17 protein-coding genes are annotated in these 19,715 nt (G+C 38.9%); 6 read left to right on the top strand and 11 right to left on the bottom strand.

The window, feature by feature from the left end; all coding sequences use genetic code 11:
* Positions 1 to 58 precede the first annotated feature (58 nt).
* The 4 genes from ACEZ3G_RS15915 (at position 59) to ACEZ3G_RS15900 (ending at position 5,958) form a co-directional block, all read left to right on the top strand.
* The gene (locus ACEZ3G_RS15915) at positions 59 to 2,965 is read left to right on the top strand and encodes a glycoside hydrolase family 3 N-terminal domain-containing protein (protein WP_432426514.1); all 2,907 of its coding nucleotides are present in this window, start codon (positions 59 to 61) and stop codon (positions 2,963 to 2,965) included.
* A gap of 94 nt (positions 2,966 to 3,059) precedes the next feature.
* The gene (bshA, locus tag ACEZ3G_RS15910; protein ID WP_432426513.1) at positions 3,060 to 4,205 is read left to right on the top strand and encodes an N-acetyl-alpha-D-glucosaminyl L-malate synthase BshA; all 1,146 of its coding nucleotides are present in this window, start codon (positions 3,060 to 3,062) and stop codon (positions 4,203 to 4,205) included.
* Positions 4,206 to 4,212: 7 nt separating this feature from the next.
* Positions 4,213 to 4,662, top strand: coding sequence for a hypothetical protein (locus ACEZ3G_RS15905; RefSeq protein WP_432426512.1), 450 nt, complete (start codon positions 4,213 to 4,215; stop codon positions 4,660 to 4,662).
* Positions 4,663 to 4,782: 120 nt separating this feature from the next.
* Positions 4,783 to 5,958: an OmpA family protein gene (locus ACEZ3G_RS15900; protein ID WP_432426511.1), complete on the top strand. Its 1,176-nt coding sequence runs from the start codon at positions 4,783 to 4,785 to the stop codon at positions 5,956 to 5,958.
* Between the two features lie 132 nt (positions 5,959 to 6,090).
* Here ACEZ3G_RS15900 and ACEZ3G_RS15895 read toward each other — a convergent pair whose 3' ends face one another.
* From ACEZ3G_RS15895 to ACEZ3G_RS15865, 7 genes are all read right to left on the bottom strand, one after another.
* Complete coding sequence (locus tag ACEZ3G_RS15895) at positions 6,091 to 7,458, bottom strand: sugar transferase (protein ID WP_432426510.1); 1,368 nt, start codon at positions 7,456 to 7,458, stop codon at positions 6,091 to 6,093.
* A 150-nt stretch (positions 7,459 to 7,608) separates the two neighbouring features.
* On the bottom strand, positions 7,609 to 8,844 hold the full coding sequence (locus tag ACEZ3G_RS15890) for a glycosyltransferase family 4 protein (protein ID WP_432426509.1): 1,236 nt from the start codon (positions 8,842 to 8,844) through the stop codon (positions 7,609 to 7,611).
* On the bottom strand, positions 8,845 to 10,041 hold the full coding sequence (gene lhgO / locus ACEZ3G_RS15885) for an L-2-hydroxyglutarate oxidase (protein WP_432426508.1): 1,197 nt from the start codon (positions 10,039 to 10,041) through the stop codon (positions 8,845 to 8,847).
* Complete coding sequence (locus ACEZ3G_RS15880) at positions 10,038 to 11,147, bottom strand: DegT/DnrJ/EryC1/StrS family aminotransferase (protein ID WP_432426507.1); 1,110 nt, start codon at positions 11,145 to 11,147, stop codon at positions 10,038 to 10,040. The genes lhgO and ACEZ3G_RS15880 overlap by 4 nt, the downstream gene beginning before the upstream one ends.
* The gene (locus tag ACEZ3G_RS15875; RefSeq protein ID WP_432426506.1) at positions 11,144 to 11,599 is read right to left on the bottom strand and encodes an acyltransferase; all 456 of its coding nucleotides are present in this window, start codon (positions 11,597 to 11,599) and stop codon (positions 11,144 to 11,146) included. The genes ACEZ3G_RS15880 and ACEZ3G_RS15875 overlap by 4 nt, the downstream gene beginning before the upstream one ends.
* On the bottom strand, positions 11,592 to 12,620 hold the full coding sequence (locus tag ACEZ3G_RS15870) for a Gfo/Idh/MocA family protein (protein WP_432426505.1): 1,029 nt from the start codon (positions 12,618 to 12,620) through the stop codon (positions 11,592 to 11,594). The genes ACEZ3G_RS15875 and ACEZ3G_RS15870 overlap by 8 nt, the downstream gene beginning before the upstream one ends.
* 366 nt (positions 12,621 to 12,986) lie before the next feature.
* The gene (locus tag ACEZ3G_RS15865) at positions 12,987 to 13,175 is read right to left on the bottom strand and encodes a hypothetical protein (RefSeq protein WP_432426504.1); all 189 of its coding nucleotides are present in this window, start codon (positions 13,173 to 13,175) and stop codon (positions 12,987 to 12,989) included.
* Positions 13,176 to 13,253: 78 nt separating this feature from the next.
* Between ACEZ3G_RS15865 and ACEZ3G_RS15860 the strand changes: the two genes are divergently transcribed.
* Positions 13,254 to 14,186 (top strand): glycosyltransferase, encoded by a 933-nt coding sequence (locus tag ACEZ3G_RS15860; protein ID WP_432426503.1) that lies wholly within the window; start codon positions 13,254 to 13,256, stop codon positions 14,184 to 14,186.
* Positions 14,183 to 15,475, top strand: coding sequence for a N,N-dimethylformamidase beta subunit family domain-containing protein (locus tag ACEZ3G_RS15855; protein WP_432426502.1), 1,293 nt, complete (start codon positions 14,183 to 14,185; stop codon positions 15,473 to 15,475). Before ACEZ3G_RS15860 ends, ACEZ3G_RS15855 begins: the two co-directional genes overlap by 4 nt.
* 8 nt (positions 15,476 to 15,483) lie before the next feature.
* Here ACEZ3G_RS15855 and ACEZ3G_RS15850 read toward each other — a convergent pair whose 3' ends face one another.
* From ACEZ3G_RS15850 to ACEZ3G_RS15835, 4 genes are read right to left on the bottom strand one after another with little or no spacing between them, the layout of a single operon-like run.
* Positions 15,484 to 16,704, bottom strand: a complete 1,221-nt coding sequence (locus tag ACEZ3G_RS15850) for an O-antigen ligase family protein (protein ID WP_432426501.1) — start codon at positions 16,702 to 16,704, stop codon at positions 15,484 to 15,486.
* Positions 16,705 to 16,722: 18 nt separating this feature from the next.
* Positions 16,723 to 17,316: an acyltransferase gene (locus tag ACEZ3G_RS15845; RefSeq protein WP_432426500.1), complete on the bottom strand. Its 594-nt coding sequence runs from the start codon at positions 17,314 to 17,316 to the stop codon at positions 16,723 to 16,725.
* Positions 17,317 to 17,330: 14 nt separating this feature from the next.
* The gene (locus ACEZ3G_RS15840; protein WP_432426499.1) at positions 17,331 to 18,596 is read right to left on the bottom strand and encodes a glycosyltransferase family 4 protein; all 1,266 of its coding nucleotides are present in this window, start codon (positions 18,594 to 18,596) and stop codon (positions 17,331 to 17,333) included.
* On the bottom strand, positions 18,596 to 19,531 hold the full coding sequence (locus ACEZ3G_RS15835) for a glycosyltransferase (RefSeq protein ID WP_432426498.1): 936 nt from the start codon (positions 19,529 to 19,531) through the stop codon (positions 18,596 to 18,598). Before ACEZ3G_RS15835 ends, ACEZ3G_RS15840 begins: the two co-directional genes overlap by 1 nt.
* Positions 19,532 to 19,715: the final 184 nt, after the last annotated feature.

The raw sequence follows: 19,715 nt of genomic DNA, 5'->3' as shown, positions 1-19,715 counted from the left end.
ACCCGATAAAGTGCAATAATCGATACGGTTTTAAGTTATTTCCATAGACCAATTTTATATGCGTTTTTTTACTGTTTTTGTTTTGTTTTTTTTGATGGTCGCCCAGGCCCAAAAAGACCCTTTAGTGGCTAGTGATAGCCTTCTTCAACAGAATTGGGTAGATGCGCGGTATAATGCCATGTCTTTAGAGGAAAGGGTGGGGCAACTTTTTATGGTCAGTATCGGCTCTAACGAAAATAAGAATAGTACAGATAGAATTAAGCACCTTATTGAAGAACATCAGATTGGCGGGGTTATTTTTTTGCCGGGCGGTCCGGTGGCCCAGGCCAAATTGACCAACGAATATCAAAAAGCTTCTAAAACACCATTGTTGATAGGTATGGATGCCGAATGGGGCGTGGCCATGCGGCTTGACTCTACCTATGCGTTTCCATGGAACATGACCTTGGGTGCCATTACCGATGATTCCATTGTCGAGAACGTCGGTTACCGAATAGGCCTGCATGCCAAACGATTGGGCATCCATATTAATTTTGCACCTGTTCTTGACATTAATATCAACCCCGAGAATCCTATCATCGGAAACCGGTCTTTTGGGGAGGATCGCGAGAATGTTGCCCGAAAGGGCATCGCCATGGTGAAGGGTATGGAAAGGGCCGGGGTACTGACCAGTGGAAAACATTTTCCGGGGCATGGAGATACCGCTACCGATTCGCACCATTCCCTACCGGTTCTCGATTTTACAAAAAAAAGATTGGATAGTATCGAACTCTACCCTTTCAAAAAAGCTATCGAAGCTGGTCTGAGCAGCGTAATGGTGGCCCATTTGGGCATCCCTAGCCTTGAACTCAAGAAAGACCTTCCATCATCTTTGTCCGAACAAATCATAACGGGACTTTTAAAGGAAGAAATGAACTTCAAAGGTCTTGTCTTTACCGATGCGCTTAACATGAAAGGTGCTGCCCACCATGGTAAGAACGGCGAGGTAGAATTGGAAGCTTTTTTGGCCGGAAATGACATTCTCTTGATGCCGACCGAACTTGAAAAAGCGAAGGACAAGCTATTAAAGGCCTATAATAAAGGAAGAATTACCGAAGAACGTTTGGCCGGTTCGGTAAAAAAGATCTTGAAGGCCAAGTACAAGGTCGGTCTACATAAAAATCGATTCGTTGATCTTGACAACTTAAACGAAGACCTCAATACTGTCGAGGACGATTTGGCGTATGAGGAAGCCATTGAAAACGCCATAACAGTTATCAAAAACGACTATTACCTAATGGGGGTAAAGAAGCTGGAAAATAAAAAGATAGCCTACGTCAAGTTCGGTGATGCCCCCAATGAACCGTTTATTTCCGAAATGCGAAAATATACCGATGTGGACCAAGTAAACGGTAAGGACATTGCAACGCTCAAAGCGAAATTAAAGGATTATAACCTTGTCATTATAGGCCTTCATAAAAGCAATGAAAGCCCATGGAAGCCCTATGAATTTTCGAAAAATGAGCTGTTCTGGCTAAAGGAAATTGCCAAAGAGCGAAGTTCGAACCTCATTTTATCTGTTTTTACAAAGCCCTATTCGCTTTTGCAGATCGATTCGTTCAATAACATTGATGGGGTAGTGGTAGGTTATCAGAATAGTGAATTCGCCCAAAGGAAAACGGCGCAATTGATATTTGGTGCCATTCCGGCCAAAGGGGTTCTTCCGGTCAGTGCAAATAAAGAATTTCCGGCGGGAACCACTATTAAGCTGGAATCCTTAAAACGTCTTGGGTATAGTATTCCCGAACGTGTGGGAATGAGCGGAACCAAATTGGCCGAAGTTGACAAATTGGTACATGACGGGCTTGATTCCCTGATGTATCCAGGCGCACAGGTATTGATCGCCAGAAAGGGCAAGGTGGTTTACAACAAAAGTTTTGGAAAACCTACGTACGAGTCAGAATCGGATATAGGTCTTGAATATATCTACGATTTGGCGTCCTTGACGAAGATATTGGCGACATTGCCAATAATAATGAAGATGGAAGAAGAGGGAAAGATTGCACTGAACGATACGTTTCAAGAACTGGTGCCCGAATATGCAAATACCGAACTGAAGAATGTTACTGTTCTAAAGGCCCTTTCACATTATGGGAGACTTCCTTCATGGATAGCATTTTATGTCAGTACCTTGGATAAACAAAGAAAACCTTCAAGGGAATTTTATCGGACCGCCCCTTCCGACGGCTTTTCGATCAAGGTGATCGACAACCTTTTTTTGACCGATGCCTATAAGGATTCGATATATGATAGAATAGGTCGTCAAGAGCTAAAATCCAATCGCTATCGTTACAGCGATGTGCCCTATTATGTAATGAAAAAATACATTGAAGATACCTATAAGCAATCTTTGGATCGATTGGCCAGTGACTTTATATTTGGCCCGCTCGGGGCGACGCATACCTCATATAATCCATTGGAAAGATTCCCGAAGAATATGATTGTTCCGTCCGAAATAGATAAATATTATCGCTATCAAACGGTTCAAGGCTATGTTCATGATATGGGTGCAGCAATGCAGGGTGGGGTCGGTGGTCATGCCGGATTGTTCAGCAATGCCAATGATGTGGCGAAAATTATGCAAATGTACCTTCAGAACGGCTATTACGGCGGACATAAATTTTTTGAGTCGCGGACAGTAAAGAAATTCAATACCTGCTACTTCTGTAATAGAAGGGTCAGAAGAGGTGTTGGGTTTGACAAACCCGATCCCAACGGTGGAGGTCCGGCGTGTGAATGCGTATCGCGAAAGAGCTTTGGACATAGTGGTTTTACGGGCACATATACGTGGGCAGATCCGGAAGAAGAATTGGTCTATGTATTTCTTTCGAACAGAACATACCCTACCGCATCGAATACCTTATTGGTGAAAACCGGACTCAGAACCAGAATACAGCACGCCATTTACAAGGCGATAATAAATTGATACAAGCTTCACATTAACTAATTCTTAACGTATTTAAGGGTAAATACGCAAGGCTTATCCCGACTTAGCCGTCGTATTTCACTAAATTTGAAGCATGAAGATAGCTATAGTATGTTACCCTACTTTCGGAGGTAGCGGTGTAGTGGCCACCGAACTTGGCATTGCCCTGGCCAATAGGGGGCACGAAGTCCATTTTGTGACATATCGCCAGCCGGTACGTTTAGAGTTATTGAGTAACAGGATTCATTTTCATGAAGTGCACGTTCCCGAATATCCTCTTTTTCATTATCAGCCCTATGAGCTTGCCTTGTCGAGTAAATTGGTCGACACCATAAAGTTATATGGAATTGAGCTGCTACATGTACATTATGCCATTCCTCACGCCTATGCGGGGTATATGGCCAAAATGATGTTGGCGGAAGAAGGTATACATATTCCTATGATAACCACGTTGCACGGTACTGATATCACCCTAGTGGGCAATCATCCCTTTTATAAACCTGCCGTAACCTTTAGCATCAATCAATCAGATGTAGTTACCGCAGTTTCGAAAAATCTGAAGCAGCGCACGCTGGAGTTTTTTGATATTAAAAAGGAAATTCAAGTTATTCCCAATTTTATAGATAAAACGAAATATAGTCCATCTTTTACTGATTGTCAACGTTCGTTGATGGCGAACGAAAACGAAAGGATAATTACGCATATCAGTAACTTTAGAAGGGTCAAGCGGATACCTGATGTAATCCATATTTTTAACAATATTCAGAAGAAAATTCCCGCTAAGTTGATTATGGTCGGGGAAGGCCCTGAAAAAGAAGGTGCCGAATTGTTGTGTGAACAACTCGGATTAATGGACAAAGTACTCTTTCTAGGTAACAGCAACGAAATAGATCGAATATTATGCTTTTCGGACTTGTTTTTGCTTCCCTCGGAAACGGAGAGTTTCGGCCTGGCGGCACTAGAGGCCATGGTCAACAAAGTTCCTGTAGTCTCAAGCAATACTGGAGGAATCCCCGAGGTGAACATACAAGGTGTTACCGGGTTTTTGAGCGATGTCGGAAATGTTGAGGAAATGTCGGAGAATGCCATACGCATATTAAGTGATGATGTCGTTTTGGAAGAATTCAAGGAGAATGCCGTACACGTCGCGCACAAGTTCGATATATTGAAGGTATTGCCACTATATGAGAGCGTCTACGAAAAGGCCTATAATAGAAGTCGTAAAAAATCATTCAGCTAGATAGGGCATGAGGTATACATTGATTCTGATAATAGTAATTATGGCTTCCTGTAGCGGGCAAAAAGTAGTATCGGATCAAAATACGGACGATGGTCCATTGACCATGGTGCTGCAGGATAACTATAGCGGTGCTGAGACTGAAGAGTTATTGCTGATCAAGGATCAGCAGTCTTTAAGAAAGTTCTTTGCGAAGGTCAATAGAACCCGTAAACCTGGCCTACCAGTTCCAGAGATCGATTTTTCAAAGGATATGGTAATCGTTTATTGTGGAGGGACTGTAAATAAAGAAGGGGTGCCAAGTCTTTCTTTGATCGAGGAGACAAAAACCCATTTGGCATTCAAAGCAAGTCGTGAGATTGCCCAAGACAAATCAAATACCACAGCTATTATTAGTCCTTTCTACGTATATAAGATGCCTTTTACCGATAAACAAATCGACCTCATCCCCTGGAAATAAGGCACATTTCAAGTTTATTTTACCATCCAACGAAAAAAAAAGCCGTTTAAAGTACTTGCTTGCCTCAAGTAGGTATCGGTCATAATTTTATGGAATTAATAAGCCCTAAAATCTTGACCTATGAAGAACTATACGTTATTGGCGTTTGCCTTTGTGATTATTGTAGTTAATTCCACTTTTTCTCAAGAAGATCTACAACTTACCTCTAAGGATAGTATTGTAAAAAGCTCATGGATTCTTGGACTGGGTTTCAATGCAGTCGATGACTCGGGAGATGTGTTCAATGATTTATTCGCGATCGACTCACAATGGAATATGGTGCCATATCCATCAAGACTTAGTATTGGACGCTATTTCAAAAACGGACTGGGCCTCGAGGCCATCGGAACGATAAATAAATATAAAGAGGGTAATTTAATCGATGGTACTATTATTAATGAAGATATCAACTATTTTGGATTGGATGCCCGGCTAACTTACGATCTGAACAAAATAATAGGTGAAACCTCTTGGTTCGACCCCTACATCGGAGTGGGTTTTGGATACACCGATGCCAATAAGAAGGGTAGAAGTACCTATAATGCCATTGTGGGCTTTAGAACTTGGTTTTCTGATAGATGGGGCATTGATCTAAGTTCTTCGGGAAAATGGGGATTGGGAGAAGGTGTTACAAATCATATCCAGCATGCTGCAGGTGTTGTCTACCAATTTGGTATCGAAAAGGAACTTTCGAAAAAAGGAGAGGAAAAATTGGCCATGATGGAGGCGCTGGAAAAAGAAAAGCAACGAGTTCAAGATTCGATAGCGACCGTGGATAGGGCACGTGAAGAAGCCATCTTGGCCGAACGCTTGGCAAAAGAAAAAGAAAGTGCAAGACTAGCCGCTCTTGAAAAGGCCAAGATTGATGAGGAGATGGCCAAGCGAAGAGCGATCGAAGAAAAAATAAACGCGCTCGGATACGTTTACTTTAAGTTCAACTCGTCATATTTGACACCAAGATCTGAAACTGTACTTGATGGTCTTTCGGTTATTTTGGACGAAAATCCAAGTCTTCAGTTGGAAATCGCTTCTCATGCTGATTCTCGTGGCACTGCCGAATACAATGAATGGCTTTCTGAAAGACGTGTCAATAGGACTAAGACCTACCTCGTTGGCAAAGGCATTGATCCTACACGATTGACAACCAAGGCTTTTGGAGAAAAACATCTATTGAACGAATGTAGCGATGGGGTCAAATGTAGCGAGGATAAGCACAGGGTAAATCGGAGGTCGGAGTTTACCGTAAGTAAGATTTAGCAATAAATTATTTCCACCAGCTGTACTATTGAGTTTTTGAAAACGCCTTGTTGGCAAGAAAATTACACCCATAAATGGCATAATAGAATAAGTCTCGGCACTTTACTTAAGGACATCCATTCAATTACTGGCTCAAACGCCTCTAGAAAATAGAATGGTAGTGAAGGTTTTAAAGATTATTCTAAGATCAAGTGCAATAGATCGGGTCTTAATATAGTACAAGTCGTATTCAAGCTTTTTAATGGAGTCACTTAAGTTTTCGCCATATTTATATTTAACCTGTGCCCAGCCGGTAATCCCAGGCTTTATTAGATGTCGAATGTTATAATATGGGGTTATTTCATTTAGCCTATCAACAAAAACTTTTCTTTCAGGTCTTGGGCCAATAAAACGCATGTCTCCTTTGATAACCGAAATTATCTGAGGAAGTTCATCTATTCTAAACATTCTCAAAACCTTGCCGAAAGGAGTGATTCTGGCATCATTTTTTGTTGCCATTTTAGCCCCGCTTTTCTCAGCATCGACAACCATCGATCGGAATTTGTATATGTCGAACTCCTTACCGTATATACCAACTCTTTTTTGGTTATAAAACAACGGGCCTGGGTTAAAAATCATATTCAATAAGAATACAAATGGTGTGACTATTATGAAAATGAAACCAACCAGAAAGGATAGTACAAAGTTCACGGTAAAATTAAAAATCTTTGAAAGGTACCTGACCCTTGTATGTTGAATCTGTAAGATTTCAGCACAGCTTTCGTTGGCATTATGGGTAATTATAGGCAATGCCTCGTAGATATTTTCATAAAAAGATGTAAACGTAACTACTTCTTTGCCTTGAACCAAAGCCTCTAACATCGATTTTTCAACGAATTTCGGCAATGGCTTTGATGTGTTTACATCAATCACCCAAGAATCGACATGAACTTCACTTAGCCCCGCACTTTCGTTATTTGAGTTGCTGATATCGAGTACATCAACAACTTCGTAAAAAGTATGTATACCCAATCCATTTATTATTTCGACGTATTTTTCCCAGTCTCCTCCTAATTGACTGTCATAAATGTACAATACCCTTTTGGTCGTCGATATGAACTTGAAAATATAAGTGAATAAACGTCTCCAAGCTAGAATTGCCAAAGGAGTAGAAAAAAGGAAGATAAGTAGATTGACTCTCCAAAAACTATAATCGAATAAGATTACAGCACCTAAAATTTCAGTAAAAATGAAAAGGATGGTAACAATCAACCCCTTCATGATAATATTTATCGTATATCTGGAATCATTGGCCAAATAGTAAAAATTAAGAACGTAAGCCATGAAAAAGTATGAGAATATGCCGAGACTTACAATCATCACCATAGAAGTTATTGGAATCTCAGGGTCGTCAATAACCTGGTATAAAAAGAAGTATAGGGCTATGCCAACTATAACAAGATCTCCAAGAACAAGAATTATTTTTCTCTCAGGAATATTAAGTTTGGATCGGCCGGTCATAATCTAGGGGGGCGAATTACTTAGCTCTGTTAAAATTAAGTAAAATGATTAATTGTTCGAGTTTCGGGTTAATATTTCGGCATTCTTATCAAGAACGGACAAATGGTCATAATGTTTGGCTGACCATCAAAAAATAGCTTATTTCGGTAATTATAAAAGTTTTTCAATACATTTTTGAAATTCTACGCTTATCTGCTTATAGGTACAATTTTCCATTAGATATTTGTGGCCTCTATTGCCATATTCCCTTCGAGCAGTAATATCGAGATTCAAAAAATAATCAATACGTTCTAAAAGTTCTTCTTCATTTTCCGGTTGTACAACATAACCTGCTTTAGCATAGGTCACAGGATTTTCTTTGGAGTTCAATGCCTGTATTATAGGCTTTCCAGCATAGAAATAATCGAATGTTTTCAATTGTGAGGTACCAAATTTATATATGGTGGATTCTTTGGTGCCTTTTCCCATAAAAAGTAAATCCATACGACTTAGAAATTCAGTCACATATTTTTTAGGTATTCTATCATGTAAGTGTATGTTGTCATAGTTCTTAGAGAGTTCTATTATGCGATCTTTTTCTGGTCCCCAACCTAAAATATACAACTGAACCCTTCTATCATTATGATTGCCAACAACCTCTATTATCGTGTCCAAAGGATTTGCGGTCACTAGGGTTCCGGCATAAGCAATATTGAAGTTGGATTTGGAAATATCAATATCCAATACATCGGCAAGATTCAGTTTTACCGTTCTCTCAGGTATCTCAAAACCGTTTGTAATCCACTTAAAATTGAAATTTGCGTGACCCAGGACTTCCCTGATGTGCAAGTCGGCCTTGGGAATAACTGATATAATAAGATCTGCCTTCTTATACGAGAGCTTTTCTAAATACGACAAAAAACGTATAAAAATATTTTTCTCGCCATAATTACCCAATTCGATTACTGATAGGGGCCATAAATCTCTTACTTCGAAAATAAATTTGGCCTTGGGGTAAAAAAGCCATTTCATTAAAACTATGTTCAATATTGGTAGAATAGGTAATGAAGATAGTACGATCACATCTGGGGCCTGGATCTTTTTCTTGGAGATGAACGGAACTATCAATAGCCCTAAGCTGAACCAAACCCAACTCATTATTCTACCTATTCCGTTACCACTGTATACATTGCCCTTAAGAATCAGGGTCTTTATTTCAGTGTTAACAAGCTTGAATAAACCTTTAATTTTGTTGTGGCGGTAGGGCGCATGTGCGAAAGATGAAGTAATAAGCGTTGTTCTGTATCCATTCTTTGCTAAATTCTTGGCAATATAATAATGACGGTACCCATCACCTTCTATGTCGGGGCTTGAAATATATTGATTGATAAACCAAATATTTTTCATTTATAACAATTCAATTATTTTGTTAGTGATAACTTTTCCAATATACAATGATGAGGTCGCTGCCGGAGAGGGCGCATTAACGACATGAACTGCGTTTTGTGTATATTTTATCATGAAGTCATCAACTAACTGCCCATTTTTATGACAAAGTTGTGCCCTTACCCCAGAAGGTCCTGCTTCTAAATCTTCTTTGGTAATTTCAGGCACCAACTTTTGAAGTGCCTTTGTAAAGGCCCCCTTGGAGCAAGAACGATACATTTCATAGACACCGACATTCCAGTACTTCAAGGCTATTTTGACAAAACCTGGGTAGGAAAGACTTTCGAATAGCTCGCCGATATCAATATCACTTTTGGAGTAACCTTCTCGTTTAAAAGCTAGTACGGCATTAGGTCCGGCATCAATTCTACCATTTATTCTTCGCGTAAAATGTACCCCTAAAAAAGGGAAATCTGGGTCGGGTACTGGATAGATTAAATTTTTGACCAAATAGGATTTCTCCTTTTTCAATAAATAATATTCACCCCTAAATGGTATTATCTTTGCTTCAAGGTCAACGCCGTTCATCTTTGCTATTTTATCGGAATAGAGGCCGGCACAATTGACTAAATGACTAGTGTTGATTTCAGTATCATCGCATTGTATTTTATATCCTGTAATAGAGGTTTTTATGTCGTTGACCTTTTTTCCGAGTAAAAAGTCAACATTATATTCGAGCAAAATGTTGTATAATCTCTTAGCGACCGAAGAATAGTCAACGATACCAGCTTGTGGCACCCATATTCCCTTTATGCCCGAAACATTGGGTTCGATTTCGGTCAATTCTTCCTTTTGTAAAAGTTTAAGGCCGTCTAATCCATTTTCCTTTCCTCGTGCATAAATGTTTTGTAGTTTTAGTTCCTCCTTTTTGTTAGTGGCGACGATTACCTTACCGCAGATATCATGTTTTATTCCTTCTTTGATGCAAAAATCAACCATTAAATCGTAGCCAAGCTTACAATTAATAGCCTTTTTACTTCCGGGCTTGTAGTATATACCGGAGTGTATGACTCCGCTGTTGCGACCCGTTTGATGCATGGCCACCTCACTTTCTTTCTCAACAATGGCCAGCGAAATACCGGGGCGCTCCTTTATGAGATTATAACCCACTGCAAGACCAACAATGCCGGCTCCTATTACGGTAACATCGTAGGTCATGGATTATTAAAAAAGGATTTTATGGCATGTACAACTTTCTCTGCATCATTAAGGGTCAAATGTTCACCGATTGGTAGGCTAAGAAGTTTGGTGTCTAATTGACAGGCAATAAAATCTCTATGGCCATGACCCAAATATTCGTAAGCCTTTAACTTAGGTAGCGCAATGGGATAATGAATACCTGTTTGGATTCCTTGCTGTTCAAGAAATTTTTGCAGCACATCACGTCGTTCTGACCGAATAACAAACAGATGGTAGACTTGTCTAGCCCAAGTTTCTCTTTTGGGTAGTACGATCTCATCTAAATCTTTCAGGTTCTCCATATAGTAGTCAGCAATTTCTATTCGCCTTTTGGTCCATTCCTCCAGACTTTTGAGCTTAACATTCAAAATTGCGGCCTGCAAATTGTCGAGTCTACTGTTTCTGCCCTCGAAAACATGGTTATACTTATCGATTCGTCCGTGATTGGAAATCATTTTTGCCTTAACCGCCAAATCGCTATCGTTGGTTACTATAGCCCCTGCATCTCCATAAGCCCCCAAATTTTTACCTGGATAAAAACTAAAGGCTCCAATATCGCCCAGTGCGCCTATTCTCTTCCCTTTAAATTCGGCCCCATGTGCTTGAGCGCAATCTTCTATGATTTTTAGACTATGTTCATTGGCTATTTTAAGCAATGCCTCCATGTCGCATGGGTGACCATAAAGATGAACTGCAACAATAGCCTTTGTATTTTGGGTAATCTTTGCTTTCAAACTTGGAATTGAAATCGTATAGTTGTCAGGATTGCAATCACAAAACACAACTTTGTGGCCCAATCTGGTCACCGCTTCTGAACTGGCAATAAAACTATTGGCAGGAACAATGATTTCTGAGCCTTTAGGCAATTCCAAGGCCTCAATGGCAATTTCAATCGCATCGGTTCCATTGGCCACGCCTATGCAGTGTTCTGCATTTTGGAAGTCAGCAAAATCATTGAGAAAACGTGTGGATTCTTCACCACCTATAAAGGCTGAATTCGAAATAACATCATTTATTGCGGAATCGATATCTTCCTTCAGCATTTCATACTGATATTTCAGGTCAAGGAATTTTATTATTTTCATTTTTTTAATCTTCTTGCTGGATTTCCGGCGTATACGCCGCTTATTTCAATATTTTTGGTAACTACCGCACCTGCGCCGATTACCACATCGTCACATATTTTCACTGGAAGTATTGTCGCATTTGAGCCTATGGAGACCCTGTTGCCAATACGTGTTCGCTTCCAAAGGGTCTTATCTCCCTGGGCAGGCCCGCCTTTGGAAAACAGGTCGTTTATGAACATCACACCATGGCCGATAAAACAGTTGTCACCAATGGTTACCAACTCGCATATAAAACTGTGTGACTGAACTTTGGTTCGCTTTCCTATAATGACATCCTTTTGAATTTCAACGAAGGGCCCGATGAAGCAGTTATCGCCGATACTACAACCATATATGTTAACTGGTTCAACAATTGTAACATTATTACCAAAAGAACAATCCTTGATACCTACCTTAAGCTTCTTATACACTTTTGTTGCGGTTATCTATTTGTTGATAAATCTTATCAATGATTTCGACTGTTTTCATTCCTTCAAAGGCATTTGCCGAGATTACTCCATCCTTGGTCAAAACCTCGACTACATTTTCATAAACTCGGTCATGGTTCGACATAGACCCTTGATACTGACCATAATTATTAGCTGTGTTACCCGCAGGCAGATTTTTTACTTCGGTTCCTTCGATATTCTGATACTCCAGCTCATTTAAGTATTGCCCTCCAATTTTTACCGTTCCCTTCTCACCGAATATCGTAAGTGAACCTTCCATGTTTTTTTCATAACTGTTGACCGTGTAGTTTATACTTCCGATCGCACCATTATAAAACTCTAGGGCCACGACACCATTATCATCGAATTCGGTGATACCTTGATGATTGAAGTTTCCACCGTAGGCACGCACGTTTTTTACATCTCCTATAAGCCAATATAATAAGTCGATGAAATGACTAAATTGCGTATAAAGGGTCCCACCATCTAATTTCATGGTTCCCTTCCAGGAATTCATGTAATAATCGGGGTTTCTATTCCAAAAGCAATTTAGCTGTACTGAAAATATTTTGCCCAACTTATTTTCGGCAAGTAGTTTTTTAACAGCTTCTACAGGAGGATTGAATCTGTTCTGCTTAACGATCATCAAGCGTTTGTTGGCACTTTCGGCGACCTTGATCATTTCACCGCAGTCATAGACATTTATGGCCATGGGTTTTTCGCATAGAACATGGAAACCTGCTTTTAATGCCTTTATGGAATGGTCAGCATGTAGGCCGTTTGGGGTACATATGGCTACCATATCGGCATCAGGGGTATCCCTAAGCATATCTTCAAGGGTATAATATGCCTTTGCATTATAGTTCTTTGCGAGCTCATCTGCCTTTTCCTTAATGATGTCACACACTGCTATTAGGTTGCCATTATTTGCCGCGTGTCCCGCATGGCGAGAGCCTATTCTACCGCATCCAACGATAGCGTATCGTAAATTTTGTTTCTTCAAATGGTTAATGTTTATGGTTTCAATGTCCAAATTTGTTAACCTACTAACGGTCTATATGAATCAATTAGTATTGAACGAGGACTAAATTAGCTAATTTGTTCTTCTTCAATCAACAACTAAGTTTAACTTTTAGTTTTTTAAACGAATTTAGTAATAAAGTAAGGGTTGGTATTATCAACGGCAAGCTAGGTTTTAAACTTGAATTCTAACGATTTGTTCATAATTATTTGTTGGAGACCAATATAGGTTAGCTATTGTTTATATGTTAATGGAGCCAAAAAAATTGTGGCTTTTCGACCAACTCAATTTGCTTATAAATCGTAATATTGAACGAATTTTTTCGTTTTTCTTTCGACCAACAAAAATTCAACCGATAATTTTCTTCATCAAATTATGAGATGCCTCCATATATGCAATGACTTGATTGGGAGTAAGGTCCATGAGAACCTGTATTCCAAGTTGGCCGAAAAAGGTCTCGAACAATCTATATTTTATTCCGTTAGACCAAACAAAATTGATGATTTCAAGAGATATTTTGAAGCTTCGAGTCTTCATGTAATTGGCTCTAGGCCAATGAAGAAATATCATCGTATACTTTTTCGAAAAAAAATAAATTTTTTGTACAATGACCTAATGGATAAAATTAATATCGGAGACTATACTTTTATGCATGCCACTACACTCTATAGTGACGGCGCCCTTGCTTTAAAAATCAATAAAATTTGGGGCATACCATATGTAGTAGGTGTTAGGGGAAGCGATGTAAATTCGTTTTCAAAATATCGTCCCGACCTTCACACGGTGGCTAAGGAAGTTTTGAAAAATGCCAGTAAAATTATATTCATAAGTTGTTCCATTGAAAGCAAGTTTTATAATCTGTCATATGTCAAACCTATAAAAGAAATCTTGGCCAAGAAGTCTTTAACCATAAGTAACGGAATTGATGATTTTTGGTTTAAAAATATAAGGGCTAGAAAAACTCTTCTACCATCGCGAATATTGTACATTGGCAATTTTACCGCCAACAAAAACGTAAAAAGGCTGATATCGGCTTTTTTACATCTACAAAAGGTGAACGGGGCATTAAGATTGGATTTGGTAGGAAAAGGCGGCGCCGATGCAAAAAAAATTACCGAGTTGGCATCTCAATACAGTGACATTATAAAATACCATGGCCCAATTTACGACAAGGAAGAATTGAAAATAGTGTATCAAAATGCCCATATTTTCGCAATGACATCCATAAGTGAAACTTTTGGTCTGGTGTATCTGGAGGCCATGTCGCAAGGCTTACCAATTGTCTGTTCACAAAACGAAGGTGTTGATCATACATTTGAGCATAAGGTAGGTGAGTTTGTAAATCCCAAATCGGTTGATTCGATCGAAAAAGGTCTACGCAAAATCTTGCATAACTATGAAATATATTTGAACGAAGAAATCGATTTTTCAAACTATGATTGGGAAAGAATTGCGGATAGATATTATGGGCTTTATAATGAAATATTGGGTGCAAACCTAAATAAGAGAAAAGCTAATCAAAACTTAAACTTAATTAACAAAGTATGAAAAACGAGAAGATGACCATAATCTATTCTGTGGCCCTTTGCTTATTAGCATCTTGTGGTCCAATCGTTGATGGGTATACGGATAAGATTTCTTATCGGGTCGGTGATTCCCTAAAACTATACTTGAACGGAAGAAGTACTAACGAAGAATTTGAGGTTGCTATCAATGATTTACAGGGCAATCCGGTCAAAACATATAATACGAAGATTTTTTCGCAAAAGATGTCGAATGATAAACCCTATACCAATGGTTTTGGATATTCCCCCACCTTGGAGATTGCCGTTCCGAATCTAAGAAGTGGGGTGTACACTTTTGGAGAAGAGATACCTTTTGTTGTGAGGCCATCAGAGCCCTTTGACATTTTGGTGTTATATTCATCAAATACAGAGAATGCGTATGCCAATAGCGGTGGAAAGAGCCTCTACGACTATAATTCTTCCTCCGACGTTGCAGCCCCGATAGTATCTTTTCAGCGACCCATTGGTCTACCAGTTCACTCAACCGAATTTTTAATATGGATAGCTAACCAAAAGCAATATAAAATCGGATACATCTGTGATCAGGATATGGATGACTACGAGAATATAGAAAATGCAAAGTTGCTGATAATACCTGGTCATTCAGAATATTGGACAAGAAAAGCGAGAATAAACTTTGACAGATTTATCGATGAGGGAAAAAATGCCTTGATTTTAAGCGGAAATACCATGTGGTGGCAAGTGCGCTATAGTTCGGATGGAAGCAAAATGATTTGCTACAAGGATTTCGAATCAGACCCAATAGGGGATATACTTCTTAAAACTATAAATTGGCCGGATACCCTTTTACATTATTCTACACTTGAGTCCATAGGGGTTGATTTCAATTATGGCGGTTATGGAAAGAAATCGGATGACGGTTGGGACGGGTTTAAAATCGTCAAACCCGAATCGCCGATTTTCAAGGGACTTGATATAAAGATGCATGATATATTATGGGTGAAGACCCATGAATATGATGGAGCGGATCTTGATTTTTCAGTCAAGCCTGGGGTTATTTTGAACAATCCGTATGGTTTTTATAAATATGATTTGATTGGATATGATCTGGCTTCGCGCAAACCTAACTCAAATGCCGCATGGGTCGTACTGCAGCGTGAACCCGGTTCTGGATTGATTCTAAATACATCAAGTACGGATTGGTGCGCAGAAGCCGGTATGGAAGGCCGGGACTCAGATACCATAAAGGCGGTTACTTTGAATATGATAGACCTACTGCTATCTGAGGCCGATCAAAAAGCTTTTAACTGAAAAAAGCCTTATCTATTTGATGTTGATTGGATTTTTTCTTTTCCCGTAACCGGCAAATCTTCTATAAAAAAGTAGTATTTGCTAATTGCTCCTTGAAAAAAACAATACACTACGAACATATAGAACGTACCTTGCATCACTGGTTCTACAAAAAAAAGGAGATTGGCGGAAATTGTAAATGCTAGGATCATGGTCCTGAACGACAAATCTCCACCTCTTTTTAATACTGCCCTTATGGTTTTCTTAATGTTCTTGTACGTAAAAAAAAGGACCGCAAAAAATGGAATTAGTCCTGTAACCTGGGCCACGTCCAACCAAAGGTTATGACTATAGCCGAATTCTTCAAAGCTCCAACCAAGAGGTTTTCTAAAAAGGTTGTATAATGATTTAGTCCAACGTTCTGTTCTCCCTCCCGCACTTGCGGTATTTTTACTATCATCCAATCGATTTCCCAAAACTGAAAGGTAATCGGCGTCAAGGTTTAGTGGCACATACAAATATACCATAATGGCAACTACACCTAACATTATTATTAGCCTAAGGTTTTTATCCCTTGATTGTCTGGGAATTATATAGATAAGTGCTATAACAGTCAAAAAAACAGCAATTACCGATTGGGTTCTACTTCCTAGTCGAAAAGTACATAATAGAGAAGCAACAAATATGGCCATCGCCACCAATTTCTGTATAAGGTTCAATTTTCCTTGTTGTACGATCAAAAGTGCAGGAATGCACATATTAAAGGTAAAAAATGACCCCATCAAGGTTGCCGATACCAAGTGACCATTCCAAAACAACGGAATTGTTCGTTCAAACTGTTTAAAACCACCCTCAATCAGATTTAGGCCGACAGACAATAGCGCAGTAAGGGAAAAAAGAAAACCGACAACAAAGAAAAATAAGTAGAGGTCTTTGACTCTTCTTGTTTTTATGACCACGTATTTTCCTAATAAGAAAAATGCGGTTGGGAAGAATACATAGAATAGGGTTCCTTGAACGCTAAAATCTGGCGTAAAGGTGTAGAATATTGCGTACACTATCGAAAAGAAAAAAAGTACGACGACATCTGCATCGATTTGAGAACTAATTAGTTCTTTTTTTGAAAGGACTAACAAGGTAACTCCATATCCTCCTAAATGGCCCATTTTAAATGGATCTATCAAGAAGAAAAGCATGAAGGCAATAATGGGCAAACCAATATCTTTAAAATACTTGAACAATGAGATCATTTGAAATACTGATTTCGGTTAAGAAGTTAATTTCTTGATGAATTTTGCAGGGTTTCCCGCCCATATTTCATTTTCAGGAATGGATTTGGTGACCACCGACCCGGCTCCGATTATACTATTGTCGCCGATAACAACTCCTTTGAGGATTATACTGTGAGCCCCAATAAAGCAAAAGTCCCCTATTTTTACAGGTCTTGTATTGCCTCTATCGGTTTCAGAATTACTTCTTAGTAAAGGGTCTAAAGAATGGAAATCAGTATCATAAATTTTCACGTTTCCACCAATCTTAACATGCTTTCCGATGTTCATTTTTTCATGGCAAATGATCGCTGTATTCGATATACCTGCGAAATCATCGATTTCGAGCAAGGCACCCTTAGCAACAGAAATGGTCATTCTAGTATCCCCTCCGATCGGATTTGAATATTTTCCTGAATTAAAGGCTACATTATCACCAAGTTTTAGTTTACCGCCTCCGGTTATAAATATTCTTCCATTAATTTTAGGAAAAGAGACGAATTCAACTTTTTTATGGTTCATAATAAATCTATTGTACCATAAATCCAATGTATTGGTTGCATAAATTACTATTTTCTTTACTAAGGTTAGCATGACTCTAATTTAATCTATTGTTCTAAAATAGCCGTATAAATCGACTGAAGTTGCTCTAAGTTTGCTGCTCTATTATGCCTTTTTTCGGCTTCATTAATACCCCCTTTCGAAAGTTTTAGGGCCAATTTTTCGTCGATAAATATTCTACTAATGTGCTTTGCTAGTTGTTCGATTTCACTAAATCTATATAATAGACCTGTTTCACCATTTTCAATCATACTGGGTATGCCGCCAACATAAGAAGCTATGCAGGGTACGCCAAGAATCTGTGCCTCACCTAATGAATTAGGGCTGTTTTCGATACTGGAAGGGCAGATAAAAACATTGCAATCAAGGTATTCTTTAATCATTTGTTTTTCATCAAGATAACCAAGAAACTCGATATTGTCTTGTATGCGAAATTTTCGCACCAAGTTTTGAACATATTTTCCATAACCGTCGCGCCTTAATTTTTCTTTAAGACCACCCGAATTTTTTAATATGTCATTACCGGCGATCCGTATTTTTAATTCAGGAAAATCGTTTTTGATAAGGAAACATGCTTCGACGACTTTATGGAAACCTTTTAGAGGGTAACCCGCTTGGCTCAAGAAAATGGAAAAATCAACCTTCGTTTTTATGTTCCATTTCCCAGAGCTGTAAAAGGCATCGCGTAACGACTCGTTGCAAAAATGATATTTTAGTTTTGGATTAATTGTCTTTACATGGTCATGGTCCCACTGTGTTCTTCCAATAACATTTTTGGTCAAAGAGAGATATCGATGTTCGATTTCTTTACCTCTTACTTGGTAATGTTTTTGTGCTTTTGAGATGGAGTTTCGCTTTATAATATCTTTAAAGGTGATGTTTTTAAAAATCTCCCATTTTGAAATTCCAGCAGCGTAATATCTCGCTATGATATGTGTCAAACCTTGAATTGAGATCACACAAGGAATGGAAGGATGATTTTTTATTAAAACCAAACCAGGGGCATATTCGGTACCATGAATATGAATTAAATCAGGTTTTTCACGGTCGACTATCCGCCGCCATTGAACCTCTAACGTTGGGTCGTATTCCGTAATAGGTTTCTTACCGTTTATTAGATAATAGGTTATGGAGCCAACTTTGCCATAGTACCCCGAAACATTTGTCTTGGCGGTAGCTATGGTAAGCGTAACATTTTTTTGTGCCAAGGCCTTTGACAAGCCATACATCCAACCGCCTACCACTGGCTTATCTAAGCCTATTTCAACAGCTAGATCCGGAAAAATAGTATTGACTACCCAGAGTACTTTCATCACCGTAAAGCTAGAGTTTCTTTTATGGTCTTAATCTGAGAGGCCGCATTATATTTTTCCTCGATAATCCTGTAGGCGTTTAATCTTGATTTCTCCCTTTCTTTTTGGCTTAGATTTGTCCATTCTGAAAGTTTCAAACACAGATTTTCTACATTTCCTTCTTCAAAGAAGCTACCTGTAACACCTTCTTCAATTGCTTCAAATTCCGGTCCATGACTTATGAAATCATTACTTGTGATTACGGGTGTTCCATAAGTTAGGGAATGAATGGCAGTCAAACCAATTAAGCCAGGTGAAACACATGCATCGCTATTGTATAAAAGAGGTCCGATTTCTTCTTCATCATAACATGGGCCATAGAACCAGACTTGAGAGTTAAGGCCATATTTTTCAACCAGTTTAGGAATATCATTGTTTTCAACATCTTTGCCAACGATAACCAAATTATAGAACTTTTTTTGAGCATTTGAATTTTTTAATGCCTCAATTAAAAGGTCTACTTTTTTTGATTTTTGTATTCTTCCGATATAAAGTATGACTGGCAAGTCATTTCCGAAATGATCCATAAAAATTTGGGAGGGTTTCAGGGTTTGACGTACGGCGAGCTGCTTTTCGTAATCCAGAGAATTATAGACCAATACTAATTTGTCTGGCGAAAAGCCAGCTTGAATCATGTTCTCCTTGCCCTGATTTCCATATAGAAATACTTTATGACACAATTTGTAGAAGTTTTTTTCCATGAACATCCTGACCCGGGTATTATTTCCTTTGATGCCATGTGTCCATGAATAGACCTTTTTTCCCTGAATGATTGCGAAAAGAGCAAGTATCCAGTTCGCCAAATAACCAGAAGAGCTACTTAAAATATAATGTTTATACGGCTTGAAGGCGAGTTTCCAAATACCTTTTTGCCAAATAAAGCCTGTACCGGGCACTTTCTTATTCTTGACGGTTTTCTTGTAACCCCTTAGACTAGTATAGTCCATTAACTTAATTGGGGACTCGACCTTATCACCGAAATAAAAATCGCATTTCAGCTCTTGGTCCATTAGCTTGTAAATAGATGCTCGATAATGTGGCCCAATATTGAAAATGCAGCAAACGGTACTCTTCATTGTC

This window comes from Meishania litoralis, from assembly GCF_042611095.1.
Taxonomy (GTDB): Bacteria; Bacteroidota; Bacteroidia; order Flavobacteriales; family Flavobacteriaceae; genus Meishania; species Meishania litoralis.
Note: the sequence above shows the minus strand (reverse complement) of the source record. Positions and strands in the feature narration are given on the sequence as shown.

Bases quoted from the DNA above. Each gene is read 5' to 3' on its own strand.
- ACEZ3G_RS15915 (WP_432426514.1), top strand. From the start codon at position 59: ATGCGTTTTTTTACTGTTTTTGTTTTGTTTTTTTTGATGGTCGCCCAG.
- bshA (WP_432426513.1), top strand. From the start codon at position 3,060: ATGAAGATAGCTATAGTATGTTACCCTACTTTCGGAGGTAGCGGTGTA.
- ACEZ3G_RS15905 (WP_432426512.1), top strand. From the start codon at position 4,213: ATGAGGTATACATTGATTCTGATAATAGTAATTATGGCTTCCTGTAGC.
- ACEZ3G_RS15900 (WP_432426511.1), top strand. From the start codon at position 4,783: ATGAAGAACTATACGTTATTGGCGTTTGCCTTTGTGATTATTGTAGTT.
- ACEZ3G_RS15895 (WP_432426510.1), bottom strand. From the start codon at position 7,458: ATGACCGGCCGATCCAAACTTAATATTCCTGAGAGAAAAATAATTCTT.
- ACEZ3G_RS15890 (WP_432426509.1), bottom strand. From the start codon at position 8,844: ATGAAAAATATTTGGTTTATCAATCAATATATTTCAAGCCCCGACATA.
- lhgO (WP_432426508.1), bottom strand. From the start codon at position 10,041: ATGACCTACGATGTTACCGTAATAGGAGCCGGCATTGTTGGTCTTGCA.
- ACEZ3G_RS15880 (WP_432426507.1), bottom strand. From the start codon at position 11,147: ATGAAAATAATAAAATTCCTTGACCTGAAATATCAGTATGAAATGCTG.
- ACEZ3G_RS15865 (WP_432426504.1), bottom strand. From the start codon at position 13,175: ATGAAGACTCGAAGCTTCAAAATATCTCTTGAAATCATCAATTTTGTT.
- ACEZ3G_RS15860 (WP_432426503.1), top strand. From the start codon at position 13,254: ATGGATAAAATTAATATCGGAGACTATACTTTTATGCATGCCACTACA.
- ACEZ3G_RS15855 (WP_432426502.1), top strand. From the start codon at position 14,183: ATGAAAAACGAGAAGATGACCATAATCTATTCTGTGGCCCTTTGCTTA.
- ACEZ3G_RS15850 (WP_432426501.1), bottom strand. From the start codon at position 16,704: ATGATCTCATTGTTCAAGTATTTTAAAGATATTGGTTTGCCCATTATT.
- ACEZ3G_RS15845 (WP_432426500.1), bottom strand. From the start codon at position 17,316: ATGCTAACCTTAGTAAAGAAAATAGTAATTTATGCAACCAATACATTG.
- ACEZ3G_RS15840 (WP_432426499.1), bottom strand. From the start codon at position 18,596: ATGAAAGTACTCTGGGTAGTCAATACTATTTTTCCGGATCTAGCTGTT.